This window comes from Kitasatospora sp. NPDC053057 (genome assembly GCF_044546945.1).
Lineage (GTDB): Bacteria > Actinomycetota > Actinomycetes > Streptomycetales > Streptomycetaceae > Kitasatospora.
The window spans coordinates 49,374-74,685 of the sequence record NZ_JBITZP010000024.1; the positions used below are offsets into that span (position 1 = coordinate 49,374).

Below are 25,312 nucleotides of genomic sequence, written 5' to 3' on the forward strand. Positions count from 1 at the left end.
CGGCCCCGGGGGGGGGGGCCCGCGATTCCTATTCGGCATTCCCGCCCGTGGGGGGGGGGGGGGGGGGGGGGGGGGGGGGGGGGGGGGGGCCCCCCCCCCCCCCCTCGACAGGTGGTCCCGAGCTGCGCGCCCCGACGGCGGGCCCGCATGGAGTCCCGCCCGACGGGCCGCATCGAGCCCCGAGCCGACCGGGCTGCATCGAGCCCCGAGCCGACCGGTCTGCATCGAGCCCCGTGCGGACCGGTCCGCATCGAGCCCCGAGCGGACCGGTCCGCATAAGAGCCGCGAGCCGACCGGTCTACTTCGGCCAGGCGGCGTCGATGTCACCGGCGACCTTCTGGACCGACTGCCCCTCCGCGAACCAGGCGGTCAGCGACTTCCACTCCTGCCCGGAACCGACGGCCGCCGGCATCATGTCGGAGGCGTCGAAGCGGAAGGTCGCGGTCGGGTCGGTCAGCGCCTCCGCCGAGAGCTTGTCGATCGGGTCGGTGTAGAGGCTCTTGTCCACGCCCTGGTTGGCCGAGACCCAGCCGCTCGCGGTCTTCACCCGGCTGCTCGCCCAGTCCGAGCTGGACAGGTAGTTCTGCACCGCCTGCACCTCGGGCTTGCCGGAGAAGGCGGCCAGAAACTCGCCGCCGCCCTCGACCGGGTTGGCGATCGCCGGGTTGACCGCGGGCAGGTGGAAGGCGAACACGTCGCCGTCCGGGGCGACCTTGGTGCCCTTGGGCCACTGCGCCTCGTAGAAGGAGGCCTGCTGGAGCATCGCGCACTTGCCGGTGAGGATCGGTGCGCCAGCGTCCTGGAAGGTGGTGGTGGCGATCGACTTGACGTCGCCGTAACCGCCGTTCACCCAGGCCGGGTTGAGCATCCAGCCGGCGACGGTCTGCATCGCCGTGGTGATCTTCTGATCGGAGAACTTCACCTGGTGGCCGACCCACTGGTCGTAGACGTCGCCGCCGTACGTGCCCAGCACCACCTCCTCGAGCCAGTCGGTGGCCGGCCAGCCGGTGGCCGTGCCGGAGGCGATGCCGCCGCACCAGGGCTTGGGGCCACCCGCCTTGGCGATCCGGTCGCTGAGCGCCATCAGGTCCGCCCAGGTCTTGGGCACCTCGTAGCCGGCCGCCGCGAAGGCCTTCGGCGAGTACCAGACCAGCGACTTCATGTTGGCGCTCATCGGGGCCGCGTAGAAGGTGCCGTCGACCGAGCCGTAGGTCTTCCAGACCGGGCTCCACTTGTCCTGGTTGGCGACGGTCTGGGCGGGCGGCTTGACCACCTTGCCGCTCTTGACCATCTGCGCCAGTAGGCCGGGCTGCGGGACGATGGCGAAGTCCGGGGCGTTGCCGCCGGCCACCCGGACCGGCAGCTGGGACTCGAAGTCGTTGGACCCCTCGTAGCTGATCTTGATCCCGGTGCACTTGCTGAACTCGGCCCAGGACTTCTCCAGGTTGTCCGACTCCGGGCTGAGGATCGAGGCGAACATCGTCACCGTGGTGCCCGAATGCCCCGCGTACGGCTGGTACTTGGCGCAGTCACCGGTCAGCGTCTGGGCGGCTCCACCGCCGCCACCCGAACCGCCGGAGCTGTTCGAGCAGGCCGCGGTCAGGGCCAGCACCGCCAGCAGGGCGGGTGCGGCGACCAGTCGGCGGCGGGAACTCGTGGACGGCGCGGTCGGGTTGAGGGTCAATGCGGTCCTCCTCGCCAGGGCGTGCTGCCTGGGGTTGGCTGAACGACATTGCGCTGTACCGGAGATGGGCGGGCAGGGATCGCGGGGAGAGCGGGCGGCCGAACCGATTGGACGACGTTAACGCAGCCGTCGGCCGCCGCCAAGGTCCATGGTCGACCTTCACACACCGGTGCCCCGACCGTGACCTCCGAAACCCGAGGACCGCGGACAGCGGACGCCGAAGCCCCGCCCGGAACCCGGACGGGGCCCTGTCACCGACGCGACGTCACCAGAGCCGGACGGGCAGCTCCAGCAGGCTGTTCACCACCAGCGACGGGCTCGGCCGCAGCTCACCGTCCGGCACCGCCAGCGACAGCCCGGGGAAGCGCTCGAACAGCGCCGGCAGCGCGACCCCCGCCTCCAGCCGGGCCAGCGGCGAGCCCGGGCAGACGTGCGGACCGTGCCCGAAGGACAGGTGCCGGGTCGGGTCCCGGGTGATGTCGAACAGCTCCGCCGTCACCCCGTGCTGCAACGGGTCCCGGCCGATCGCGTTGTACGAGACCAGCACCGGCTCACCCGCCGGGATCACCAGCTCGCCGACCTCGATGTCCGCGGCGGTGAAGCGGAACAGGAAGTTGCTGGTCGGCGGCGTCCAGCGGAGCGACTCCTCGACCACCGCGTCCCAGGACACCCGGCCCGACCGCACCAGCTCCAGCTGGTCCGGGTGCGCCAGCAGCGCCCGCACCGCGTTGCCGATCAGGTTCACCGTGGTCTCGTGGCCGGCCGCGATGATCACCCGCAGGGTGGCCGCCGCCTCCGCGTCGGTGAGCGCCCCGCCCTCGGTGTCCGCCGCCAGCAGCACGCTCGCCAGGTCCTCGCCGGGCTCCGAACGGCGCTGCGCCACCAGGCCGTTGACGAAGGCGTTCAGACCGGCGACGGTCGCCTGGATGCCCTCCGGATCGGGCTTGATGCCGAAGAACCGCTCGTACAGGTCGCGCAACAGGCCGTGGTCCGACTCCGGGACGCCCAGCAACGAGCAGATCACCGTCATCGGCAGCGGGAAGGCGAAGGCGGTCTTGAGGTCGACCACCGGCTCCCCCACCGCCAGGGCGTCCAGCAGCGCGTGGGTGGTCTCCTCCACCCGCGGGCGCATCAGCTCGACCCGGCGCGGGGTGAAGGCCTGGGCGACCAGCGCCCGCAGCCGGCGGTGCTCGGCGCCGTCCGTGGTCACCATGCTCGGGCCGGGCACCGCCAGCCCGATCAGCGGCCAGGCCTTCGGCACCTCGCCGCGCTGGTAGGCCGCCCAGTGCCGGGCGTCCTTGACCAGCCGGGCGTCGGTGAGCAGGTCGCGCGCGGCCGCGTGCCGGGTCACCGCCCAGGCGGCGACCCCGCCGGGCAGCACCACCGGCACCGCCGGGCCGGCGGCCCGCAGCAGGGCACCCTCGGCGGCGTTGTCGCGGGCCAGCGGGTCGAGGGCGATCGGGGCCGGGGCAGCGGTCATCGGCGGCAACTCTCCTTCGCGTACGGGGACATGGGGTCGAATCGGGCTGGAACGACGGTTGCTAGTAGCCCGGGGTGTACGAGACCGGCAGCGCGACCAGCCCGCGCACCCAAGCCGAGGGCCGCCACACCAGGGCGTGCTCGGCCACCGCCAGCCGCAGGTCCGGCAGCCGGTCCAGCAGTACCTCGATCGCGGTGGTGGCGATCACCTCGGCCGCCTCCTGGGCCGGGAACGGGCAGCCGTGCTCGCCGTACGAGTAGCTCATGTGCGCCCGGTTCCCCTCGGCCGGGCGGCCGTCGGGCTCGCGCACCAGCGGGTCCCCGTTCGCCCCCGCGAAGCCCAGCAGGACCATGTCCCCGGCGGCGATCCGCTGGCCGCCGAGCGAGGTGTCCTGGGTGGCCCAGCGGCCGGCGAAGATCTGGACCGGCGTGTCCTCCCAGAGCGCCTCGTTGAGCGCTTGGCTGATGCTGCGCCGACCGCCGGCCAGCGAGGCGGCGAAGCGCTCGTCGGTGAGCATCAGCCGCAGCGCGTTGGAGATCCAGTACGAACTCGGCTGGTGCCCGGAGATCAGCAGCACCCGCAGGTCGCGCATGATCTCGTCGTGGTCCAGGCCCGCCGGGTGGGCCAGCATCCGCGAGGCCAGGTCCTCGCCCGGGTACTCGGCCTTCGTCCGGACCACTTCGAGCATCAGCTCCAGCAGCCGCTGGGCCGCGGCCGGTGCGCCCGGTCCGCCGTCCAGCATGGTGAGCACCGCGTCGACCAGTTCCGGCGCCTGCTCCTCGTCCAGACCGAACACCCGGCAGAGCACCAGCAGCGGCATCAGGTGGGCGTACTCGGCGACCAGATCGGCCTCACCGCGCCCGGCGAACCCGTCGATCAGCCGGTCCGCGACGTCCTCGCTGTGCTTGCGCAGCTCGTACGGGTCGATCCCGGCCAGCGCGTCGGTGACCGCGCGGGACCGCCGGACGTGCTCCTCGCCCTCGGTGTACAGCATCGACGGCACCGGGGCCATCATCGGCTTGAGCGGCCAGTCGGCGGGGATGGAGTCCCAGAGGCGCCAGCGGCTGGAGTCGCGCCCGAACAGCTGCGGCTGGCCGGTGACCTGCTGCAGCTCGCGGTAGCCGATGACCAGCCAGGCGGGCACGCCGCCGGCCAGCTCGACCGGAGCGACCGGGCCGTGGGCGGCGCGCAGCTCGCGGTAGAGCTGGGCCGGGTCGGTCTGGAAGCGCGGGCCGTACAGCGGCGTGGCGCCGGTGTGCGCCGGGCAGCCCGGGGGCGGGGTGACTGCGGGCTGGGTCACGGGGTGCTCTCCTCGTAGATCTGGATCACGGGGTGCTCTGCTCGTAGATCGCGTCGGGTGCTCCGGCGGGAACGGCTGCGTCACCGCCGGCGTCGGCCTCCGCAAGGGCGGCCGCATCGGCCCCGGCGAGGGCGGCCAGGTGGTGGACCAGTTCGATCAGCACCCGCTTGCCGGACTCCCGGTCGCGGGCGTCGCAGTCCACCAGCGGGACCTCGGGCGGCAGGTCCAGGGCCTCGCGGACCTGCTCCAGGGTGTGGCCGGGCTCGCCGAAGTTGTTGCGGGCGACGATGAACGGGGTGCCGTGGTGCTCCAGCCGGTCGATCGCGTACCAGGAGTCCTCCAGCCGCCGGGTGTCCACCAGGACGACCGCGCCCAGGGCGCCGCTGAACAGCCGGTCCCAGAGGAACCAGAAGCGTTCCTGCCCGGGCGCGCCGAACAGGTAGAGCACCTGCCGCTCGGACAGGGTGATCCGGCCGAAGTCGAAGGCGACCGTGGTGGAGCGCTTGCCCCAGCTGCCGGCCGGGTCGATGCCCTCTCCCGCCCGGGTCATCACCTCCTCGGTGTTCAGCGGGCGGATCTCGCTGACCGAACCGACCAGGGTGGTCTTGCCCACCCCGAAGCCGCCGACCACGACGATCTTCAGCGCGTTGTCGGCGGTCGCCCGCAGCGGGGTGCGCCCCATCGACGGGACATCAGAGTCGTTGGAGGCCATGCAGCACCTGCTTCAGCGTGTCGAGATCGGGCAGCCGGGCCTTGTTCGGCGCGAACCTGGGGTGGCGGGCGGTGACCGCCCCGGACTCCAGCAGGTCGCCGAGCAGGATCTTCACCACCGAGACGGGCAGCGACAGCTCCGCCGCCACCTCCACCACGGCGGTCGGGGCCTCGCACATCCGCAGGATCCTGGCGTGCTCCGACTGCATCCCCGGCGCCGGCTGCCGCTCGGCGACGATCAGGGTGACCAGGTCGAAGGCGTTCTCCGGGGAGCGGCTGCGGCCCCCGGTGATGGTGTAGAGGCGGTCCGGGTCGTCGTCCCGGCCCGGCAGCACCGGCCCGGCGTTCATATCCCGGCGCTCTCTTGCGCGGCGGCCCCGTCGGAATCCGCGCCCCGGGCGGGCGCACTGAGGTGGATGCCGATCTGCTCGATCAGGCCGTGCATGTTGTGGCCGACCACGCCCACGTCGGCGTCGTCGTCCGTGACCACCGCGAGGTGCGCGCCCTCACCGGCCGCCACGATGCACAGGATGCCGCCGTGGAACTCGGTCATCGACTGCCGCACTCCGCCGCTGCCGTCGCCGAACTCGATCGAGGCGCCGTGCGCCAGGCTCTGCAGACCGGAGGCGATCGCGGACAGCTGGTCGGCCTGGTCGGCGCTCAGCCCGGCGGTGTGGCACAGCTTGAGGCCGTCGGCGGAGAGCACCAGGGCGTGCCGGGTGCCGGGGGTCGACGCCAGCAGGTTTTCCAACAGCCAGTCGAGGTCGCGGTCGGTGGCGCTAATCATCAATTACCTCCGATGAGTCCCCGGCGCTGACCGGGGGGAATACGGGCGTTCTGTCGGCGAGGCAGAACGCGGCACGGCTTGTCGAGTTGCAGCGCCGTCATCGTCGCCGTCTGCTACGTTGCCGGACGGCCCAGGGCGTTGTGACGCTCCGAGTCGGCCTACCGCCGGGCTGGCGGGACGTCAGGTCTGCGGAGCTGGTGTAAGACCGATGGGCGGCACACCGTCCCTTCGCCAGCGAGCCCAGGTCGGCAAGCGGCGGTGAAGCGGAAAGCCCGACCGGCGAGGGTTGGAGTCCTCTGGCCTCGGCCGGAGGGCGAAGTCAACTGGAGTCCTTCTCGGTGGCAGGCGAGGCATCGGAAGTGACGTCCGTGGTCTGCGGCTCGTCGCCCTTGGCCGACAGGGCCGCCCTACGGAAGGCACCGAACCGGGCGGCAGCGCTCACCGCGTCGGTCCGTACGGGCTTGGCGGCCGGGGCCGCCGCCGGGGCGGTGGTGGCCAGCGTCTGCCCGCGGCGGCGCTGCGGCAGGCCGCTGTCGGTCATCCGGGTGGGCGCGGACGGGGCCTGGACGGGGACGGCGGGTACCGGAACCGCCGAGGCGGACGGTACGGCGCTGGGAGCGGCCGGCAGTGAGGCGGGAGCCGGGCGGGCGGGGGTGAGCGCGGGGCGCACGGCCTCCACGGCGGGCGCGGACGCCGGGGCGGGAGCCGGGACGGGCGCCGGAGTGAGGTGCGTGACCAGCTGCTGCGGGATCAGCATCACCACCCCGGTGCCGCCGCGCGCCGAGGGCCGGAAGGAGATCTGCAGCCCGTGCTTGCGCGCCAGCACGCCGACCACCGCGAGGCCCAGCCGGGTGCCTGCGGACAGCGTGGCCAGGTCCAGCGGCTCGGCGGAGACCGCGCGTTCGGCCCGGCGCAGCCAACTGTCGCTCAGGCCCAGCCCGCTGTCCTCGACGGTGACCGCCAGGCCGGCCGGCACCTCCTCGACGTAGACGTGCACCTCGGCCGGCGGGGCGGAGAAGTTGGTGGCGTTGTCCAGCAGTTCGGCCAGCGCGTGCATCACGCCCTCGGCCGCGAAGCCGGCGACCGCGGCGGTGCTGGCGTTGTGCAGCCGCACCCGCTGGTAGGCGCCGATCCGGCCGAGCGCGCCGCGCAGCACCGACTCCACCGCGATCGGCTTGGCCCAGCGGCGGCCCGAGCGGGCGCCCGTGAGCACCGCGATGCTGTCCGCCATCCGGCCCGCCTGGGCGGTCGAGTGGTCCAGTCGCAGCAGGTCGCCGAGGACCTCCTCGTCGTGCCGGTGCTGCATCTCGCGCAGTTCGGCGTGCATGCTCGTGGCCAGCGCCTGGACCCGGCCGGCGGCGGTCGCGCAGACCGCGAGCGCCGCGGCCCGCAGCCGCTCGCCCCGGCCGATCTCCTCGCCGACGGCACGCAGCAGCGCGTACTGGGGGTGCTTGCGGTGGGCGGCCAGCGCACTGTCCACGGCCGCGCCCCCGCGCAGCTTCTTCACCACCTCGGGCAGCACGCCCTCGGGGATCCGCTCCAGCTCGGCCCGCTCGGCGGCGGCCCGCTCCCGTTCCGCCTCGGCCTCGGCCCGCTCGGTGTCGAGCCGGGCCCGCAGCCGGGCCAGCTCGGTGTGCGCGGCGGTGACGTCCGCCTCGGCGCGGGCCTGCTCGGCCCGGGCGGCCTCGCGTTCGGTGAGCGCGGCGGCGGCGTGGTCCCGGGCGGCCGTCTCGGCCTGCCGGGCGGTGCCGGCGGCGACCAGCGCGGCCCGGGTCTCCTCGTGCTGCGCGGCCAGCTCCTCGACCAGTCGGCGGGAGCGCTCGGCGCCGGTCGCGGCGACGCCCACCGCGATCAGCCAGAGCACCGCCACGGCGGCCACGGCGGCGGCGGTGAGCGGCTGGTGCGCGCTCAGGGCCCGGCCGATGCCGACCGGTGCGGCGACCAGCGCCAGCAGGACGGCGGCCGCGGTCAGGGCGGCGGTGCGTGGCGCCGGACGGCGGCGCGGCCGACCGTCGGGGCTGGTGGCTTCTCTCATCGGTGCGGTCCTCGGCAACGTCGGCGGGCGGCGGCGCGGGCGGCGGGTCGGCGACGGTTGCGGCCGCCGACAGCTGGTCGGGCGCATACCAGACCGCCCGGCGACGTCGCGAAACGTCTCCGGGCGGCTGATCGGTTCACGCTTTCGGCCGATCATATCGATTCAGACATTGGCCTCAACCCGCCAGTTGACGGTCAATCTCATTCATTCGCGCCGGGCGGGCCCGCTCAGGCCAGTTTCGCCTCCACCGCCTGCCGTACGGCCGCCGGGTCCAGCCCGTGCTCGGTGACCACCCGCAGCCCGAGTCCGTCCTCCACCCGGAGCACCCCGAGCAGCAGGTGGCCCACCGCGATCTCCCCCGACTTCAGCCGCAGGGACTCGCGCAGCGACAGCTCCAGCGCCTTCTTCGCCCCCGGGCCGAACGGACTGCGGGCCGGCTTCGACCCCCCGGACCGGAACCAGCCCCGCCGCTTGGACCCCTCGTCCGCCGGCGAGTCCAACGCACCCTCCCCGAAGGCCGACTCCACGGCGGCCCGGACGGCGTCCAGGTCCACGCCGATCGAGGCCAGCACCTCGGCGTCGTCCCCCGGCCCGAGCAGCCGGACCACCGCGCGGCGCGCCGCCTCGTGGTCCAGGCCCATCCCGATCAGGACCTCGGCCGCCGGGTCGTCCGGCCCGGCCAGGGCCGCCAGCAGCAGGTGCTCCGTCCCGACCTGGCCGTGCCGCAGCCCCCTTGCCTCCTCCTGCGCGACGACCACGACCTGCCTCGCCGCTGCGGTGAAACGCTCGAACATCGCTCAGCCTCCGTCCTCGCCCTTGCCGGGCGTCCGCCGTGCGTACTTCTTGTGCACCGCCTGCCTGGTGACCGCGAGGCAGACCGCGATGTCCTGCCAGGACCAGCCCTGCGACCGGGCGTTCTCCACCTGCAGGGATTCCAGGCGGTCCGCCAGATCGCGCAGGGCGCGGACCGCCCGGAGCCCCACGGCCGGGTCACGACTGCTCGCGGCGGCCGCGAGCTCTCCGCTCTCGCTCATGCCGTCAACTTTGGTTGACATCCCCGGGAATGTCAACCCTGGTTGACATTCGCGGAGCTCAGCCGAACCGCCGCGCCAGCGCCTCCTCGAAGGTCCCGCTCCCCACCGCCCGCTCCGGCGCCGTGAGCCCGCCCGCCCGCAGGGCCCAGCCGGCCGCCCCCGGGATCCGCAGCGGCAGCACCACCCGCCGCCGCCCCGCCGCCCGCAGGTACGCCTCGGCCAGCTCCCGGTACGACCGCACCCGCGGCCCGCCCACCTCCGGCGCGAACCCGGCCGGCTCCCGCCCCACCAGCTCCACGACGTGCTCCGCCACCTCCCGGACCTCCACCGGCTGGATCAGCGCGCCGCTCACCACCGGGAACACCGGCAGCCTCGCGCTCAGGTCGAAGGCCTTCAGCAGCAGGTCGTGGAACTGCGTCGCCCGCAGCACCGTCCACCCCAGCCCGGACTCCCGCAGCACCCGCTCGCAGCCGAGCTTCGCGCGGTAGTACGCGATCGGCACCCGGTCGATCCCCACGATCGACACGTACACCAGGTGCCGCACCCCGGCCTCCCGGGCCTGCGCCACCAGCCGCCCGAGCGCCGCCACGTCCTTCTTCCCCTGCGTGGTCGCGCAGTCCACCACCGTCTCGACCCCGGCGACCGCCGCCGCGATCCCGGCCCCGGTCACCAAGTCCCCGACCACCCACTCGACCCCGTCACCCGCCGCCCGCGCCCGCCGGCTCAGGCCCCGCACCGCCACCCCGCGCGCCACCAACAGCCGCACCACCTCCCGACCCAACGTCCCCGTCGCCCCGGTCACCAGCACCGTCCCCATCACCACACCACTCCTCTCGGAACACGCCGTCACCCCCTACGGACCGGACACCGCCCGCATTCGTGACATCGACGCCTGCGGGCAAGGGAAAAAGGAAAAGAGGCGGGGCGAGGACGTGAAGTCCTCGCCCCGCCTCAGCGGTGGCTCACCCGCGCGGGGTCAGTCCGGCGGTCAGCTGCAGCCGCTGGTGGAGCCGCAGCCCTCGCAGAGGTAGCAGCTGCCGGCGCGGCGCATCTTGGTGCCGCAGGAGAAGCAGAGCGGCGCGTCGGCGTTGAGGCCGAGCTGGATCTCCATCAGCTCCGTGGAGTTGTGGGCCTGCTTCGGGGCCGGCTTGGGCGCCTCGACGGCCGGGGCCGGCTTGGCGGCGGCCACCGGGGCGGACTGGGCCAGCGCCTCGGTGTCGAGCTCCTCGGCCTCCAGCGGCTCGTAGGAGCCCGTCTCCAGGTGGCGGGTGCGCTCCTCGACGGAGTGGATGCCGAGCGCCGAGCGGGTCTCGAACGGCAGGAAGTCCAGTGCCAGGCGGCGGAAGATGTAGTCGACGATCGACTGGGCCATCCGCACGTCCGGGTCGTCGGTCAGACCGGCCGGCTCGAAGCGCATGTTGGTGAACTTGGAGACGTAGGTCTCCAGCGGCACGCCGTACTGCAGGCCGACCGAGACGGCGATGGAGAAGGCGTCCATCATGCCCGCGAGGGTCGAGCCCTGCTTGGACATCTTGAGGAAGACCTCGCCGAGGCCGTCGTCCGGGTAGGAGTTGGCGGTCATGTAGCCCTCGGCGCCACCTACCGTGAAGGAGGTGGTGATGCCCGGGCGGCCCTTGGGCAGGCGCTTGCGGACCGGGCGGTACTCGACGACCTTCTCGACCGCGGCGGGGACGGCGGCCTGGGCCTCCTCGGCCTTGGTCTCGGAGTCCTTCTTCTTGGCCGAGAGCGGCTGGCCGACCTTCGAGTTCTCGCGGTAGATGGCGAGCGCCTTGACGCCCATCTTCCACGCCTCGAAGTAGATCTCCTCGACGTCCTCGACAGTGGCGCTGGCCGGCATGTTCACCGTCTTGGAGATGGCGCCGGAGATCCACGGCTGGATCGCCGACATCATCCGCACGTGCCCCATCGGGGAGATGGAGCGCTCGCCCATCGCGCAGTCGAACACCTCGTAGTGCTCGGTCTTCAGGCCGGGCGCGTCCACCACGTTGCCGTGCTCGGCGATGTGGGCGACGATCGCCTCGATCTGCTCGTCCTGGTAGCCGAGGCGCTTGAGGGCGCGCGGGACGGTGCCGTTGACGATCTGCATCGAGCCGCCGCCGACCAGCTTCTTGAACTTGACCAGGGCGAGGTCGGGCTCGACGCCGGTGGTGTCGCAGTCCATCATCAGGCCGATGGTGCCGGTCGGGGCGAGCACCGAGGCCTGGGCGTTGCGGAAGCCGTTCTGCGCGCCGATGCGCAGCACGTCCTGCCAGGACTTGTTGGCCGCGAGCCAGACCGGGGCGTCCAGGTCGTCGAAGGAGACGGCGTCCAGGGAGGCGTCGGCGTGCTGCTTCATGACCTGCTGGTGCGCGGCCGCGTTGCGGGCGTAGCCGTCGTACGGGCCGACCACACCGGCGAGTTCGGCGCCGCGGCGGTAGGCGGTGCCGGTCATCAGCGAGGTGATGGCGCCGGCCAGGGCGCGGCCGCCCTCGCTGTCGTAGGCGTGGCCGGTGGCCATCAGCAGGGCGCCGAGGTTGGCGTAGCCGATGCCGAGCTGGCGGAAGGCGCGGGTGGTCTCGCCGATCTTCTCGGTCGGGAAGTCGGCGAAGCAGATGGAGATGTCCATCGCGGTGATGACCAGCTCGACGACCTTGGCGAAGGTCGCGGCGTCGAAAGAGTCGTCGTCGCCCAGGAACTTCATCAGGTTCAGCGAGGCGAGGTTGCAGCTGGAGTTGTCCAGGTGCATGTACTCCGAGCACGGGTTGGAGGCGTTGATGCGACCGGACTCGGGGCAGGTGTGCCAGTGGTTGATGGTGGAGTCGTACTGGATTCCGGGGTCGGCGCAGGCCCACGCGGCCTCGGCCATCTTGCGGAACAGCTTCTTGGCGTCGACGGTCTCGATGACCTCGCCGGTCATCCGGGCGCGCAGGCCGAAGTCGGTGCCGTTCTCGACGGCGGTCATGAATTCGTCGTTGACGCGGACCGAGTTGTTGGCGTTCTGGTACTGGACGGACGCGATGTCGTCGCCGCCGAGGTCCATGTCGAAGCCCGCGTCGCGCAGGGCGCGGATCTTCTCCTCCTCCTTCACCTTGGTCTCGATGAAGGCCTCGACGTCCGGGTGGTCCACGTCGAGCACGACCATCTTGGCCGCGCGGCGGGTGGCGCCACCGGACTTGATGGTGCCGGCCGAGGCGTCGGCGCCGCGCATGAAGGAGACCGGGCCGGAGGCGTTGCCGCCGGAGGACAGCAGTTCCTTGGAGGAGCGGATGCGGGAGAGGTTGAGGCCGGCGCCGGAGCCGCCCTTGAAGATCATGCCCTCTTCCTTGTACCAGTCGAGGATCGACTCCATGGAGTCGTCGACGGACAGGATGAAGCAGGCGCTGACCTGCTGGGGCTGCTTGGTGCCGACGTTGAACCAGACCGGCGAGTTGAAGCTGAACACCTGGTGGAGGAGGGCGTGGCTCAGCTCGTGCTCGAAGATCTCGGCGTCGTCCTTGGTGGCGAAGTAGCCGTGCTTCTCGCCGGCCGCGCGGTAGGTGAGCACCACGCGGTCGATGATCTGCTTGAGGCTCCACTCGCGCTGCGGGGTGCCGACGGCGCCGCGGAAGTACTTGGACGTGACGATGTTGACGGCGTTGACCGACCAGAAGTCCGGGAACTCCACGCCGCGCTGCTCGAAGTTGATCGAGCCGTCACGCCAGTTGGTCATGACGACATCGCGCCGCTCCCAGCGGACCTCGTCGTACGGGTGCACGCCAGGGGTGGTGTAGATGCGCTCCATCCGGAGACCGCCCTTCGGGGCCTTGGCGCCCTTGGCCGCGGCCTTCTCGGACTTCGACCCGCGTGCGGAACCGCTCGTGGTGTCTGTCACTTCTCGCTCCTCCTCCTGGGCAAACGCCCGAAGTGCCCCGAAAAATCCGGGCACCGCTGGTTCGTTCTTCCGGTGTGCGGGCAGGCGGAGACCCCGCCGCTTGCGCACGGTTTGTAGTGTTTCGTGCCCAGTTTTCGGGCACGCGTGGGCCCACGCGGGGCCTGTGGTGCTGACGGCCCGCTGGGGGCCTGCGTCGTGTTGGCTGTGGCGGGCCCGCGGGGGCCCGGCGCGCCTCCTAGGGCGCGGCGGCGGGAACGGGCACGCAGGTGCCGTCCGCCTCGGTGGCGGGCCGCTCGGTGCGGAGTTCCGCGATGGCGGCCTCGAAGTCCTCAAGTCCGTCGTACGCCTGGTACACGCTGGCGAAGCGCAGGTACGCGACCAGGTCGAGTTCCTTCAGCGGGCCGAGTATGGCCAGCCCGACGTCGTGGGTGGTCAGCTCGGCGTTGCCGCTGGCGCGCACGCACTCCTCGACCCGCTGCCCGAGCTGGGCGAGGGCGTCCTCGGTGACCGGGCGGCCCTGGCAGGCCTTGCGGACTCCGGTGATCACCTTCTGCCGGGAGAACGGTTCGGTGACGCCGCTGCGCTTGATGACCATGAGCGCGGCCGTCTCCACGGTGGTAAAACGGCGGCCGCAGTCCGGGCACTGTCGACGACGGCGAATGCAGCTGCCGTCCTCGGTGGTCCGGCTGTCGACAACGCGGCTGTCGGAGTGCCGGCAGAAGGGGCAGTGCACCTGGGGATCCCTCCCTGGCAGGACGTGCGGACCGGTTGAGTCTATGCGATGTGCCCCCGGCCTCGGCAAGCTGATCATGCGACGCGACCACTAGTACTGGGCACGGAGAGGACTCTAGCCACTACATCTAGGTCTTCGGGGGATGCGACACCCCTGGCGTGTCGGTGCCGATTAGACTTTCGGAGTCGACATCCGGTCGAACAATTGCTCGATGTACAACAAAGCCTTGATCGAGTCAGCCAACTCCCGAATAATTCACTCGAACGTGTGTTTGGCGCAACCTTTCGATAGGAGGTGCGTTGGGCTGGAAAAGGGGAGAGGACAGCCGTCGAGAGGGGCCGCGTGAACACCATCGAAAGCAACACCATCCCGGTGCAGGAACACTCCCAGTTCAAGGTGGGGCAGCGCACCACGAATCAGCAGAGCGTGGACATCAGCATGGACCGTAGCGAAGACCACCGCCTCTCCGGCCCGGCCGTTTCCACCACGGGCCGCGTCCCCGACCAGCCGATCGAACACTCCCCCGCAATGGACGACAACCACACCTCCCCGGCCCGCGCGATGCCCGGCCGTCCCCCCGGTATCCGCACCGACGAGGCCGGCCTCACCGAGCGCCAGCGCCGGGTGATCGAGGTCATCCGAGACTCCGTCCAGCGCCGCGGCTACCCGCCGTCCATGCGCGAGATCGGCCAGGCCGTGGGCCTGTCCAGCACCTCCTCGGTCGCCCACCAGCTGATGGCCCTGGAGCGCAAGGGCTTCCTCCGCCGCGACCCGCACCGCCCGCGCGCCTACGAGGTCCGCGGCGTCGAGGTGGCCCGCCCCAACACCGCCGAAACGGCCGGGCGCCCGTCCACCTCCTACGTGCCGCTGGTCGGCCGGATCGCCGCCGGCGGTCCGATCCTGGCCGAGCAGACCGTCGAGGACGTCTTCCCGCTGCCCCGCCAGCTGGTCGGCGAGGGCGAGCTGTTCGCGCTCACCGTGCGCGGCGACTCGATGATCGAGGCGGCCATCTGCGACGGCGACTGGGTCACCGTGCGCCGCCAGCCGGTCGCCGAGAACGGCGACATCGTGGCCGCGATGATCGACGGCGAGGCCACCGTCAAGCGGCTCAAGCGCGAGGACGGCCGGATCTGGCTGATGCCGCACAACCCGGCGTACGAACCGATCAACGGCGACAACGCCACCATCCTGGGCAAGGTCGTCGCGGTCCTGCGCCGCCTCTGACGGCGCCGCACCGCCGCACCGCCGCACACCGACGTACACCGGAGAGGGGCTCCACCGCGACAGCGGGGAGCCCCTCCGGCGTTCACGGGCCGGGCCCGGGAGCCCCTCAGCCCCGCTTCACCACCGGCCGCACCGGCGCCGCCGAGGCATCGATCGCCGCCAGCGAGCGGCGCACCTGGTTGCGGTCCGTGGTGTACCAGAACTCCGGCATCGAGGACCGGAAGAAGCCCCCGTACCGCTTGGTCTCCACCCGCGGGTCGAGCACCGCCACCACGCCCCGGTCGTCCGCCGCGCGCACCAGCCGGCCCGCGCCCTGTGCCATCAGCAGCGCCGCGTGCGTCGCCGCGACGGCCATGAAGCCGTTCCCGCCGTGCTGTTCGACGTCCTTCTGACGGGCGCTCATCAGCGGGTCGTCCGGCCGCGGGAAGGGGATGCGGTCCATCACGACCAGCTGGCAGGCCGAGCCGGGCACGTCCACGCCCTGCCACAGCGAGAGCGTGCCGAACAGGCAGGTGGTCGCGTCGGAGGCGAACTCCCGGATCAACTCGCCCAGGGTGTCCTCCCCCTGGAGCAGGATCCGGTGGTCCAGCCGCTCCCGCATCGCCTCGGCGGCCGCCTGGGCGCCGCGCATCGAGGAGAACAGGCCCAGTGTCCGCCCGCCGGCCGCGCCGATCAGCTCCTCCAACTCGTCCAGCATGTCCGGCCGTTCGGGATCGCGCCCGGGGTCGGCGAGGTGCTTGGCGACGTACAGGATGCCCTGCTTGGGGTACTTGAACGGCGAGCCGACGTCGATCCCCCGCCAGTACGGGACGGTGTCCTCCCCGAAGCCGGGCTCCGGGTTGTCGCCGGGCGTGCGCTCGTCGGGCAGCCGGGTCTCCTTGGGCAGGCCGAGCGAGCCGGCCACACCGTTGAAGTCCCCGCCGAGCTTGAGGGTGGCCGAGGTGAGCACGACCGAGCGCTCCTTGTAGAGGCCCTCGCGCAGCAGCCCGGACACGCTCAGCGGCGCGACCCGCAGCGAGGCGGTGCCCAGCCCGTAGCGGTCGCTGCGCTCGATCCAGATCACGTCGTACTCGGAGTGCTCCAGCAGCCGCTCGGCGGTCTCGTGCAGGGTCTCGGCCGAGGCCATCGCCTGCTTGCGGACCGCGTCCTCGTCGCTGAGCCCCTTGTCCCTGGTCTCGCCGAGCGAGGTGATCACCTGCCGGGCGGCGTCCCGGATCGCGGTGACCGCGTACGCCAGGTACTCGGGCAGCTCCTCGACCCGGCCGGGCTGGGCGGTCTCCATCAGGCCGTGGTAGTTCTCGGCGGCGGCCTGCAGCAGGTCCACGGCCTTCTCGTTGGCCAGCCGGGCCGCCCGCTTCACCGCCCGGTTGACGGCGCCGACGGTCAGCTCGGCGGTGGCCGCGCCGGTGACCCGGTTGACCAGCTCGTGCGCCTCGTCCACGATCAGCAGCCCGTGCTCGGGCAGCACCGGCGCGCCCTCGATCGCGTCGATCGCGAGCATCGCGTGGTTGGTGACCACGACGTCCGCCAGCTTGGCGCGCTCCCGGGCCTTCTCCGCGAAGCACTCCTGCCCGTACGCGCAGCGGGTCGCCCCCAGGCACTCCCGGGAGCTGACGGACAGCTGCGCCCAGGCCTTGTCCGAGACGCCGGGGCTCATGTCGTCCCGGTCCCCGGTCTCGGTCTCGTCCGCCCAGTCGCGCAGCCGCAGCACCTCCTGCCCGAGCTTGCCGGTGGGGCCGCCGAGCGCGTCCACCGGGTCGAACAGGCCCTCGCCCTCGTCGCTCGGGGTGCCCTCGTTGGCCCGGTGCAGGCACAGGTAGTTGGAGCGGCCCTTGAGCATCGCGTACAGCGGGCGACGGCGCAGCACCGGGTGCAGCGCCTCGACCGTGCGCGGCAAGTCCCGTTCCACCAGCTGGCGTTGCAGCGCCAGGGTGGCGGTGGCGACCACCACGCGGTCGCCGTGGGCGAGGGCCGGCACCAGATAGGCGAGGGACTTGCCGGTGCCGGTGCCGGCCTGGACGAGCAGGTGCTCGGCGTGGTCGACGGCGTCGGCGACGGCCTCGGCCATCCGCACCTGGCCGGGGCGCTCGACGCCGCCGACGGACTCGACCGCGGCGTGCAGCAGCTCGGGGATCCGCGAGCGCGGGACGGCGACGGCTTCCTCGGCCTCGTCGCCGAGGTCCGTCGCGGGCTGGGATTCGGAGTCGTTCGTCATGACCCCTCCACCCTACGGGGCGGGGGTGACAATCCGGTCCCGCCCAGGCGGAACCCGCACCTCCACGGCGACCAGGGCGTTCGGCACCGTCCCGTGCCGGACGGCGTGCGGGCGGTGCGGGCGGTCCTGGTAGCCGTCCATGATCAGCCGGTTGCGGTTGAGGCAGAGCCGGTCGATCCGGGGCCGGAACAGGTCGAACAGCTCGAAGCGCTCGCCCAGCTCGGGGAAGCGGGCCTGGTAGCGGTGGATCTCGGCGCGCAGCAGGGTCCAGAACTCGGTCTCGGGCAGTCCGGTCTGCGCCTCCAGCAGCGGGGCGAGGTAGCGGAAGACGCCGATGAACAGCCCGGAGTGGATGAACTGGCAGAGGCCCTGGGGGGTGTCCCGCAGCAGCACGTCGGCGACCTCGGCGGGCAGGTCGCGCAGTTCGGGCAGGTCCTGGTCGCTGAGGTTGACGTCGTCGACGAAGTCCTTGACCGCGAGCCGGGTCGGGGTGCCGCGCTCGTCGAAGACCACGATGGCGTTCTCGCCGTGCGGGGAGAAGACCAGTCCGTAGCGGTGGAGGAAGTGCAGCAGCGGCGGCAGCATCGCGGCGAACAGCCGGCCGGTCCACTGGGCGGGGGTGAGGCCGGAGCGGGTGATCAGTTCGGCGGCGAGCGCGCGCCCGTCGGAGCCGGTCTGCAGCAGGGCGGCGAGGGTGCGGGCGCGTTCGTCCCGGGCGAGGAAGGGGCCAAGCGGTTCGCGCCAGATCGCGCCGAGCAGCTCCTTGTACTGGTACGGCGATTCGGGCATCTCCCGGTAGACGGGGTGGTCGACGGTGACGGAGGCGATCTCGCCGAGCAGGATCACCCGGCACTCGTCCCGCAGGTACGGGTCGGCGTCGCGCAGCCGGTGCAGCCAGGCGGTGACGGCGGGCGCGGCGAGGGTCCGTTCGACCGGCAGTCCGCGCCAGACCAGGGTGTTGAGGATGGACAGCGGCAGCTTGACGGTGCAGCGCTCGGGGTGGGCGGTGTTGAAGAAGGAGCGGATGGACTGCTGGGGCAGCCGTGGGTCGCCGTCCGAGGGCAGCGGGACGATCTCGCCGGAGGCGATCCAGGGCGCGAACAGCGGCAGGATCGTCTCGTCCCACTGCCAGGGGTGGACGGGCAGCAGCAGGTAGTCGTCGGCGTCGGCGCCGAGCGGGGCGCGCAGCGCGGCCGGGTCGTCCAGCTCGCGGGCGTACAGCTGCTCGGGGTGCTCCAGGCCGGGCACGCCGCGGTACTGGGCGAGCCGGCGGTGGACAGCGATCCAGGGCAGCGGGCGGGGGCTGCGGGCCTCCGGGGTCCAGCGGGCGGCGTCGGTGCCGGAGAAGCCGATCCGGCCCTTGCTGGGGACGATCCACGGGTGGCCGCCCTGCCGACCCTCCAGCGCCGGGTGGTCGAGGTCCGCGAGTTCGGCGGCGGTGAGCGCGGTGGCCAGCTGGCGGGCGTCGGCGGTCAGGGTGACGGAGAGCTCGCGGATCAGGTGGGCGGTGGTCTCGCCGCGCATTCCGAGGGTCTCCCGGGCGTACGGCAGGAAGCGCAGCGGGTCCAGGCCGTCCGGCTGGGAGCAGCGGATCGACTCCGGGTCGACCTGCCAGCTGTCGTAGGCGCCGCGCCGGGCGGCGAAGCGGTACTCGGCCTCGGGCAGTTTCAGCAGGTACTCGCCGTCGAGGGCGCCCGGCACAGGCCTGAGCAGGTCCTCGTAGGCGAACTCGCCGAGCATCTTGGCCAGCAGGGCGCGGCCGGCCCGCTGCCAGTGCCCGGCGGTGAGGTGCGGGGGCAGGTAGAGCGGCGGTTCAGCGGCCGACGGTTGCGGCACGGGTCAGCTCCTGGGGGCGGGGGACGACGGGGGTTGGCCGTTCGGTCGGAACGGCGGGGACGGGCGGCGCGAAGCCGGTCCAGGCGGTGCGGTCGGGCAGCCGGTGGACGGTCCGCCCGGTGACGGCGTTGAGGATGACGGCGGCCCGGTGGGCGCCGAGGCCGAGGTCGGGGGTGCCGACGCCGTGGGTGTGCAGTTCGGCGTTCTGGACGTAGAGGCCGCCGGTGAGCCCGGGCCGGGTGGCGACCCTGTGGTCGAGGTCGACCCGGTAGCGCCCGGACTCGTCCCAGTCGATCAGGTGGGCGAGCGGTTCGAGGGCGGCGGGGCGGGCGGCGCGGTAGCCGGTGGCGAGCACCACGGCGTCGGTGCGCAGCACGTGCTCGGCGCCGGAGTCGGTGTGCCGGCAGTGCAGTTCGAGGCCGCCGCAGGAGCCGGGGCGGGCCTCGGTGACGGCGGTGCCGGGGGTGATCTCGACCGGGGCGGTGTCGATCGGGCGGCCGATGGTGCGCTCGTAGAGGTGGTCGTGGATCTCGGCGAGGGTCTCGGCGCTGGCGGCCTTGTGCAGCTGCCACTGGGCGGTGACCAGGGCGTCCCGGACGGGGCCGGGCAGGCTGTGGAAGTAGCGGGTGTAGTCGGGGGTGAAGTGCTCCAGGCCGAGCTTGGAGTACTCCATGGGGGCGAGCGCCCTGGTCCGGGTGAGCCAGCGCAGCCGGACGCCGTCGCCCTCGTGGCGGCGGAGCAGGTCGAGGAAGACCTCGGCGCCGGACTGGCCGCTGCCGACCACGGTGATGTCCCGGGCGTCGGCCAGGTCGGCGCGGCGGTCCAGGTACTCGGCGGAGTGGAAGGCCCGCGGGTGGTGCGCCAGTGCGGCGAAGGCCTCGGGCAGCACGGGCCGGGTGCCGACGCCGAGCGCGAGGTTGCGGGCCTTCACCTCGGAGTGCCGCCCGGTGGCGGTGTCCGTCAACTCGACCCGGAACAGCGGGCCTTCCCGGTGCAGGGCGGTGACCTCGGTGCCGAAGCGGCAGTTGGGCAGCCGTTCGGCGGCCCAGCGGCAGTAGTGGTCGTACTCCCGGCGGGGCAGCTGGAAGCGCTCGGCGAAGTAGAACGGGAACAGCCGGTCCTGGGCGCGCAGGTAGTTGAGGAAGGACCACGGGTTCGTCGGGTCCACCAGCGAGACCAGGTCGGCGAGGAAGGGCACCTGCATCCGGGCGCCGTCCACCAGCATGCCGTGGTGCCAGCGGAACTCCGGGCGCTGGTCGAAGAAGAGCGTGCGCAGGCCGGGTACGGGCTCGGCGAGGGCGGCGAGCGAGAGGTTGAACGGGCCGATGCCGACGCCGAGCAGGTCGTACGGGGGATCGTGCGGAAGGAAAGTGTCCACTGGGGTTTCCTAGGCGGAGAGCGGGTCTCGGTCGCGGATCATCAGGGCGGCGCGCTTGTCGGGCAGGTCGAGTTCGGCGGCGGCCCGGAATCCGGCCCGTTCGAAGGCCCGGACCGAGCGCCGGTTGCGGACGTCCGGTTCGGCCACCACTCGTTCACAGTCAGGGAATTGGCGGAAAATCATTTCTGCGAGCGCGTCCAGCAGGCGTGCCCCCAGGCCCCGGCCGCGGCTGGCGGCGGGGCCGAGCAGCAGGTGCACTCCGGTGTCGTGCGGCCGGGCCGGGTAGTGCCGGGCGAGCGGGTCGAGGTCGGCCCGGTAGACCTCCCAGTAGCTCATCGGCGCACCGTCGAGCAGGCCGAGGCAGGGCACGCTGCGCCCGTCACCGTCGAGTTGGGCCCGGAGGTGGCGTTCGGTGACGGCGGGCGGCCCGGCGAGCGCCCAGAACTCGTCGACCTCGGGGTCGTTCATCCAGCCGGTGAGCAGCTCCAGGTCGGCGGGCAGCCGGACCGGGCTGAGCCGGAACCGGCCGGCCGGGGTGGGGACTTCGCCCCACCCGGGCAGGTCGTCCGGCATCAGCCACCCGCCACCGGGTTGGGGATGTCCACGTACACGGACTGGGTGGCGACCGGCCCGACCAGCTCGTCCAGGCCGTTGATCCGGGTGAGCAGGTTGGCCTTGCAGGGCAGGGTGGGCGCGTCCAGCAGCAGTGCGGGCAGCGCCGAGCCGGTGGCGGCCGCCCGCGGGCCGGCCAGGAACCGGCGCAGCCCGGCCAGCAGCACGGTCTCGTCGGCCAGCCCCTGGGAGCCGAGGGCGCCGATCAGCCCGAGCACGTGGTTGATGCCGAGGTAGTAGGCGAAGTGGTGGTCGATGACGGCGTCCGGCAGGAAGGTGTCGCTCTGCGCGCCGAGTCCGGGCAGGCGGGCGGTGAGCCGCTCGGCGGCGCTCTCCCGGTAGTAGTAGCCCTGGTTGTCGCGGTAGCGGCCGCCGCTGGGCCAGCCCTCGGCGTCCAGCAGGACGATGCTGTTCTGCTGGTGCGCCTCCAGCGCGATGCCACCCCGGCCGTCCAGCCAGAGGACGGGCAGTACGACGGCATCCAGGTAGCGCAGGAACCATTCGGCGGCCACGGTGCGCAGCGGGCGACCGGTGCGGGCGGCGAGCGAGCGCAGGGTGTCGCCGAGCCGGGACGGCACGGTGGCGCCGGTGCCGCGCGGCTGTTCGGCGACCAGCCCGGCCACGCACAGCGCGCGCTCGGTGGGCGCGAAGGGCTGGGCGCGCAGCACGGTGTCCAGGCCGCCCGGGTCGCCGAGGTCGGGGTGGTCGACGCCGATCCAGGCCGGGTCGCGGACGATGTCGAAGCCGGGGTGGGCGGCCCGCCACTCGGCGGCGAGTCCGCTCTCCAGCAGCCGGTGCACCTCCAGGCCGCGGTGGAGTTCCTTGCGCAGGTTCTCCCGGCGGGAGTTGGTGATCCGCAGGCCGAGCGAGAGCTTGAGCATCCACGGCGTGCCGGGCCGGTAGACGGTGCGCACCGAGGAGGTGGGGTACCACGGTTCGCCGGCCGGGCCGAGGTCGTGCAGCAGCCCGTCGGCGAGCAGTGCGGCGACGGCCGGTCGGTGGGCGAGTTCGCGGGCCTGCCAGGGGTGCAGCGGCAGGGCGGCGGTGCCGGGCGGCAGGGCGTTTCGGTCACCGAGCAGAGCGGCGGTGAGCCGGTCGGCGCTCTGGGCGACGGCCGAGCCGGCCGCGAGCAGTGCGCGGTCCACGGCGTACCAGTGCAGTTGGAACGAGCCGTGGAGTTCGGGCGAGTAGGCGGCGCTCTGGGCCGGGCCGAGGCCGTCGCGGCTCTTCGGGGTGGGGTGCAGCGGGTGGCCGAGCAGCAGGGACTGCTCGGCGGCGAGGAAGTGGGAGCGCTCCGGCCCGCCGGGTTCGGCGCCGGTGCGACGGTGGGCGAGGATCTCGGCGGTGCGCATCACCGAGTCGGCGACCCGGGCGGCGAGGTCGGCGACCTGTCCGGGGTCGGGCCGTTCGGCGGCCGCGGCGGCGAGCAGTGCGGCGGCGGTGACGGCGTCCACCGGGGCCTCGGCGGTCCCCTCGCCGGCGGAGAGGGCGGCCGGGCCGAAGCGGTGCCAGCCGCCGGGCGACCAGTAGCGGACCGGGGCGGTGAGCCGGGCGGCGCCGCCGAGGACGTCGATCCGCAGTCGGCCGTCCGGCCCGGGGAGGGCTCCGGTCTCCCGCGCCCAGCACCTCAACAGGGCCTCCACGGCGGCCTGTTCGGCGGCGACGGCGGGATCGGGGTGCAGCAGCGGGTCAGGCGAGGCGGCCCGGTCCGCCGTCGGCGGCGGTACGGGCGGGGCTCCGGTGAGGGCGGTGCTCAAGGCTGCTCCTTGGGGCGCGTGGGGGTGCGGACGCGCGCTGGTGGTGGAGGGGGTCGGCGGGCGCTCGCACCGTCGCGTCAGGTAAGGGTTACCTATCCCTGACGAGTGATCACAAGGACGGATCACTCGTCCGGGTGAAGACCGGGGATAGTGCACCACCGGGCGGGGCAGCCCTGCTGTGCCAACGAGGGGACCGGTTCCGCGTCACGGATCGGTGACCTCCGGTCAGCTCCGGAACCCTGGGGGCGGCCGCCGCCGTCCTTGCCGACGATGGAAGACTCCAGGGCGGCGAGCCGCCACACCGAAGTCCGATCGAGCACAGGGGGAAGCGCACAGATGCCATCGATCCACCGGTCAGCCCTGGCCGCCACCCTGGTCGCCGGAACACTGCTGGCCGTGAGCGCCTGTGGACCGGACGGCCCGGCCGGCGGCAACGGGACCCCCGCGCCGCCGCCCGCCGCGAACGCGAGCGCCTCGACGACCCCGGACGGCGGCGCCATCGGCGGGATCACCCTGCCGTCCGGCCTGCCGAGCAGCCTGCTGGAGGGCCTGCCGAAGAGCTGGGACGACCTGAAGAAGTGGAAGTTCGACGACTGGGACAAGTGGGCGTCCAAGCACGTCTTCAACAACCCGGTGGTGAAGGACTTCTGGAACCCGGACAAGATGGGCGACGCCAAGCCCGCCGACCCGGCCCCGCCGACCGCCAAGCCGGCCGCCGACAACGGCGTGACCGACCCGGAGCCGCCGGTGGTCAAGGCCGTCCAGGTGCCCCGCCCGTACCTCAAGCAGCCCTCCGGGAAGGTGTTCTTCTCCGCCCAGGGCGGCCGGGGCAACTGCTCGGCGACGGTGATCGCCGACCCGCAGCACCCGGGCAAGAGCAACCTGGTCTGGACGGCGGCCCACTGCGTCCACGAGGGCAAGGGCGGCGACTTCTACAAGGACCTGGTCTTCGTCCCCGCCTACAACAACTCGGGCGCCTCCAGCGGCGGCAGGAAGGCCCCGCTGTCCGAGCTGGCCCCGCTCGGCACCTGGTGGGCCGACCAGGTGGTCACCTCCCCGCAGTGGATGGTCGAGGGCGGCCCGACCGGTGACGCCGCCAACCAGTACGACTTCGCCGTGATGCGCGTGCACAACCAGAGCGACACCGGCAAGTCCCTTGAGGAGACGGTCGGTTCGGCCGCCCCGGTGTGGTTCGACGCGCCCCGCGACCAGCTCAAGGTGTCGGCCGTCGGCTACCCGCTGGTCAAGCCGTTCGACGGCCAGGAGCTGTACAAGTGCGACGGCGGCAAGCCCACCCGGCTGTCCTTCGACGCCAAGCGCCCGTCCATGCTGACCATCGGCTGCGACATGACCCAGGGCGCCAGCGGCGGCGGCTGGTTCGCCACCATGCCGGACGGCCGGACCGCCCTGGTCAGCAACACCTCGATCGGCACCCAGGAGCACACCTCGCTGAGCGGCCCGTACCTGGAGACGGTCGCCAAGCAGGCCCTGGACTGGATCTCCAGGAAGCAGTGACCGGCACCACGAGCACCGGAGGACGGCGGGCCGCCACGGCCGGCGCCGCGCTGCTCGCCGCCCTGACCCTCACCGCGGCCGCCTGCGGGCCGGACGGCCCCGCCGCCCCGGCCACCCCGCCCGCGGCGCTGCCCAAGGCCGCGCCGAGCAGCCTGGGCGACCTGAGCGGCTGGAAGCTGGAGGACTGGGCCCGGTACGTCGCCGACAGCGGCTTCACCAACCAGGTGGCCCCCGGCTACTGGACGACCGCCCGGGCGGAGGCCGCCAGGGCCCGGCCCACCCCCGAGTACTCGCTGACCGCCCCCTCCCCGGGCACCGTCCAGCGGGACGCCCCGCCGGCCGCCGTCCAGGCCCGGCCGCAGCCGCACCCGTACGGCCCGGACTCCGCCCTGGTCGGCAAGCTGCTGATGACCACCCCCCAGGGCGACGCGGTCTGCTCCGGCACGGTGGTCTCCGACCCGCTCAACCCTGGCCGCAGCAACCTGGTCTACACCGCCGCCCACTGCCTGCACGACGGCAGGGGCGGCGGCTGGGTGAAGAACCTGGTCTTCGTGCCCGCCTTCAACCGGGACGGCCGGGGGGCCCGCGGCAAGCCGTACGGCGACCAGCAGGCCGCCCCGTACGGCCGCTGGACGGCGGTGCGCGCGCTGGTGTCGCCGACCTGGCTCCAGGAGGGCGGCGTCGGCGCCCACGACCAGTACGACTACGGGATCGTCCGGGTGCGCGGCGAGTCCGCCTCCGGCCGCTCCCTGGAGGAGACCGTCGGCGGCTCCGTCCCGGTCTGGTTCAACGCCCCCCGCGAGCAGATCACCTCGGCCGCCGCCTTCGGCTACCCGGTCGAGCGGCCCTTCGACGGCATGGAGCTGCAGCGCTGCGACTCCACCGCCGCACCGGGCCGGCTGTCCTTCGACCCGGCCCGCCCGCCGATGTACGTGATCGGCTGCACCATGACCGGCGGCGCGGGCGGCGGCGGCTGGTTCATCACCAAGGACGGCAAGCCCAACCTGGTCAGCGTCAGCTCGATCGGCAACCGCGACCCGGCCGGCTACCTGGCCGGGCCGTCCCTGCAGGACCAGGCGAGGCAGGCCTTCGACTACTTCACCAAGAACGTGAAGTAGCCCCCGGACGCTTTCGTCCAGG

The 25,312-nt window shown here is 73.0% G+C and carries 20 protein-coding genes; 3 read left to right on the forward strand and 17 right to left on the reverse strand.

Features of this window, described 5'->3' with window-relative positions:
- Window positions 1-298: 298 nt before the first annotated feature.
- From ACIG5E_RS24475 to nrdR, 12 genes are all read right to left on the reverse strand, one after another.
- Window positions 299-1,684, reverse strand: coding sequence for an ABC transporter substrate-binding protein (locus ACIG5E_RS24475; protein WP_396536616.1), 1,386 nt, complete (start codon window positions 1,682-1,684; stop codon window positions 299-301).
- A gap of 265 nt (window positions 1,685-1,949) precedes the next feature.
- Window positions 1,950-3,164: a cytochrome P450 gene (locus tag ACIG5E_RS24480; RefSeq protein WP_396536618.1), complete on the reverse strand. Its 1,215-nt coding sequence runs from the start codon at window positions 3,162-3,164 to the stop codon at window positions 1,950-1,952.
- 61 nt (window positions 3,165-3,225) lie between these two features.
- Window positions 3,226-4,464 carry a cytochrome P450 gene (locus ACIG5E_RS24485; RefSeq protein ID WP_396536620.1) on the reverse strand — a complete coding sequence of 413 codons (1,239 nt, stop codon included), beginning with the start codon at window positions 4,462-4,464 and terminating at the stop codon, window positions 3,226-3,228.
- A gap of 25 nt (window positions 4,465-4,489) precedes the next feature.
- Window positions 4,490-5,176 (reverse strand): GTP-binding protein, encoded by a 687-nt coding sequence (locus ACIG5E_RS24490; RefSeq protein WP_396536622.1) that lies wholly within the window; start codon window positions 5,174-5,176, stop codon window positions 4,490-4,492.
- Window positions 5,157-5,525, reverse strand: a complete 369-nt coding sequence (locus ACIG5E_RS24495; RefSeq protein WP_396536624.1) for a DUF742 domain-containing protein — start codon at window positions 5,523-5,525, stop codon at window positions 5,157-5,159. Before ACIG5E_RS24495 ends, ACIG5E_RS24490 begins: the two co-directional genes overlap by 20 nt.
- Complete coding sequence (locus ACIG5E_RS24500) at window positions 5,522-5,962, reverse strand: roadblock/LC7 domain-containing protein (protein ID WP_396536626.1); 441 nt, start codon at window positions 5,960-5,962, stop codon at window positions 5,522-5,524. Before ACIG5E_RS24500 ends, ACIG5E_RS24495 begins: the two co-directional genes overlap by 4 nt.
- 319 nt (window positions 5,963-6,281) lie before the next feature.
- On the reverse strand, window positions 6,282-7,997 hold the full coding sequence (locus ACIG5E_RS24505; RefSeq protein ID WP_396536628.1) for a sensor histidine kinase: 1,716 nt from the start codon (window positions 7,995-7,997) through the stop codon (window positions 6,282-6,284).
- Between the two features lie 227 nt (window positions 7,998-8,224).
- Window positions 8,225-8,791, reverse strand: a complete 567-nt coding sequence (locus ACIG5E_RS24510) for a Clp protease N-terminal domain-containing protein (RefSeq protein WP_396536630.1) — start codon at window positions 8,789-8,791, stop codon at window positions 8,225-8,227.
- Window positions 8,792-8,794: 3 nt separating this feature from the next.
- On the reverse strand, window positions 8,795-9,031 hold the full coding sequence (locus tag ACIG5E_RS24515) for an RNA polymerase subunit sigma-70 (protein ID WP_396536632.1): 237 nt from the start codon (window positions 9,029-9,031) through the stop codon (window positions 8,795-8,797).
- 58 nt (window positions 9,032-9,089) lie between these two features.
- Window positions 9,090-9,848 carry an SDR family oxidoreductase gene (locus ACIG5E_RS24520; RefSeq protein ID WP_396536634.1) on the reverse strand — a complete coding sequence of 253 codons (759 nt, stop codon included), beginning with the start codon at window positions 9,846-9,848 and terminating at the stop codon, window positions 9,090-9,092.
- Between the two features lie 171 nt (window positions 9,849-10,019).
- A complete protein-coding gene (locus tag ACIG5E_RS24525; RefSeq protein ID WP_396536636.1) occupies window positions 10,020-12,902 on the reverse strand; it encodes a vitamin B12-dependent ribonucleotide reductase in 2,883 nt (960 codons plus the stop codon).
- 235 nt (window positions 12,903-13,137) lie between these two features.
- Entirely contained in the window at window positions 13,138-13,635 is a 498-nt protein-coding gene (gene nrdR, locus ACIG5E_RS24530) for a transcriptional regulator NrdR (protein WP_396536638.1), read from the reverse strand.
- A gap of 438 nt (window positions 13,636-14,073) precedes the next feature.
- On the opposite strand from nrdR, the gene lexA reads away from it, so the two are divergent.
- A complete protein-coding gene (gene lexA, locus ACIG5E_RS24535; protein ID WP_396536720.1) occupies window positions 14,074-14,859 on the forward strand; it encodes a transcriptional repressor LexA in 786 nt (261 codons plus the stop codon).
- A 106-nt stretch (window positions 14,860-14,965) separates the two neighbouring features.
- Here the strand turns inward: lexA and ACIG5E_RS24540 are convergent, their stop codons facing one another.
- The 5 genes from ACIG5E_RS24540 to ACIG5E_RS24560 are packed head-to-tail and all read right to left on the reverse strand — an operon-like array spanning window position 14,966 to window position 22,657.
- The gene (locus tag ACIG5E_RS24540; RefSeq protein ID WP_396536640.1) at window positions 14,966-17,074 is read right to left on the reverse strand and encodes an ATP-dependent DNA helicase; all 2,109 of its coding nucleotides are present in this window, start codon (window positions 17,072-17,074) and stop codon (window positions 14,966-14,968) included.
- Window positions 17,075-17,086: 12 nt separating this feature from the next.
- Window positions 17,087-18,910, reverse strand: a complete 1,824-nt coding sequence (locus tag ACIG5E_RS24545; RefSeq protein WP_396536642.1) for an IucA/IucC family protein — start codon at window positions 18,908-18,910, stop codon at window positions 17,087-17,089.
- Window positions 18,888-20,288 (reverse strand): lysine N(6)-hydroxylase/L-ornithine N(5)-oxygenase family protein, encoded by a 1,401-nt coding sequence (locus ACIG5E_RS24550; protein WP_396536644.1) that lies wholly within the window; start codon window positions 20,286-20,288, stop codon window positions 18,888-18,890. The genes ACIG5E_RS24545 and ACIG5E_RS24550 overlap by 23 nt, the downstream gene beginning before the upstream one ends.
- Window positions 20,289-20,297: 9 nt before the next feature.
- Entirely contained in the window at window positions 20,298-20,969 is a 672-nt protein-coding gene (locus ACIG5E_RS24555; RefSeq protein ID WP_396536722.1) for a GNAT family N-acetyltransferase, read from the reverse strand.
- Entirely contained in the window at window positions 20,861-22,657 is a 1,797-nt protein-coding gene (locus ACIG5E_RS24560) for an IucA/IucC family protein (protein WP_396536646.1), read from the reverse strand. Before ACIG5E_RS24560 ends, ACIG5E_RS24555 begins: the two co-directional genes overlap by 109 nt.
- A 336-nt stretch (window positions 22,658-22,993) precedes the next feature.
- On the opposite strand from ACIG5E_RS24560, the gene ACIG5E_RS24565 reads away from it, so the two are divergent.
- Entirely contained in the window at window positions 22,994-24,172 is a 1,179-nt protein-coding gene (locus tag ACIG5E_RS24565) for a trypsin-like serine peptidase (RefSeq protein WP_396536648.1), read from the forward strand.
- Window positions 24,169-25,290, forward strand: a complete 1,122-nt coding sequence (locus ACIG5E_RS24570; protein ID WP_396536650.1) for a trypsin-like serine peptidase — start codon at window positions 24,169-24,171, stop codon at window positions 25,288-25,290. The genes ACIG5E_RS24565 and ACIG5E_RS24570 overlap by 4 nt, the downstream gene beginning before the upstream one ends.
- Window positions 25,291-25,312: the final 22 nt, after the last annotated feature.

What these genes read in the sequence shown, in the direction of transcription:
- ACIG5E_RS24540 (WP_396536640.1), bottom strand. Translation starts at nt 17,074, where the DNA reads ATGACGAACGACTCCGAATCCCAGCCCGCGACGGACCTCGGCGACGAG.
- lexA (WP_396536720.1), top strand. Translation starts at nt 14,074, where the DNA reads ATGGACCGTAGCGAAGACCACCGCCTCTCCGGCCCGGCCGTTTCCACC.
- ACIG5E_RS24515 (WP_396536632.1), bottom strand. Translation starts at nt 9,031, where the DNA reads ATGAGCGAGAGCGGAGAGCTCGCGGCCGCCGCGAGCAGTCGTGACCCG.
- ACIG5E_RS24490 (WP_396536622.1), bottom strand. Translation starts at nt 5,176, where the DNA reads ATGGCCTCCAACGACTCTGATGTCCCGTCGATGGGGCGCACCCCGCTG.
- ACIG5E_RS24520 (WP_396536634.1), bottom strand. Translation starts at nt 9,848, where the DNA reads ATGGGGACGGTGCTGGTGACCGGGGCGACGGGGACGTTGGGTCGGGAG.
- ACIG5E_RS24500 (WP_396536626.1), bottom strand. Translation starts at nt 5,962, where the DNA reads ATGATTAGCGCCACCGACCGCGACCTCGACTGGCTGTTGGAAAACCTG.
- ACIG5E_RS24505 (WP_396536628.1), bottom strand. Translation starts at nt 7,997, where the DNA reads ATGAGAGAAGCCACCAGCCCCGACGGTCGGCCGCGCCGCCGTCCGGCG.
- ACIG5E_RS24510 (WP_396536630.1), bottom strand. Translation starts at nt 8,791, where the DNA reads ATGTTCGAGCGTTTCACCGCAGCGGCGAGGCAGGTCGTGGTCGTCGCG.
- ACIG5E_RS24480 (WP_396536618.1), bottom strand. Translation starts at nt 3,164, where the DNA reads ATGACCGCTGCCCCGGCCCCGATCGCCCTCGACCCGCTGGCCCGCGAC.
- ACIG5E_RS24565 (WP_396536648.1), top strand. Translation starts at nt 22,994, where the DNA reads ATGCCATCGATCCACCGGTCAGCCCTGGCCGCCACCCTGGTCGCCGGA.
- ACIG5E_RS24495 (WP_396536624.1), bottom strand. Translation starts at nt 5,525, where the DNA reads ATGAACGCCGGGCCGGTGCTGCCGGGCCGGGACGACGACCCGGACCGC.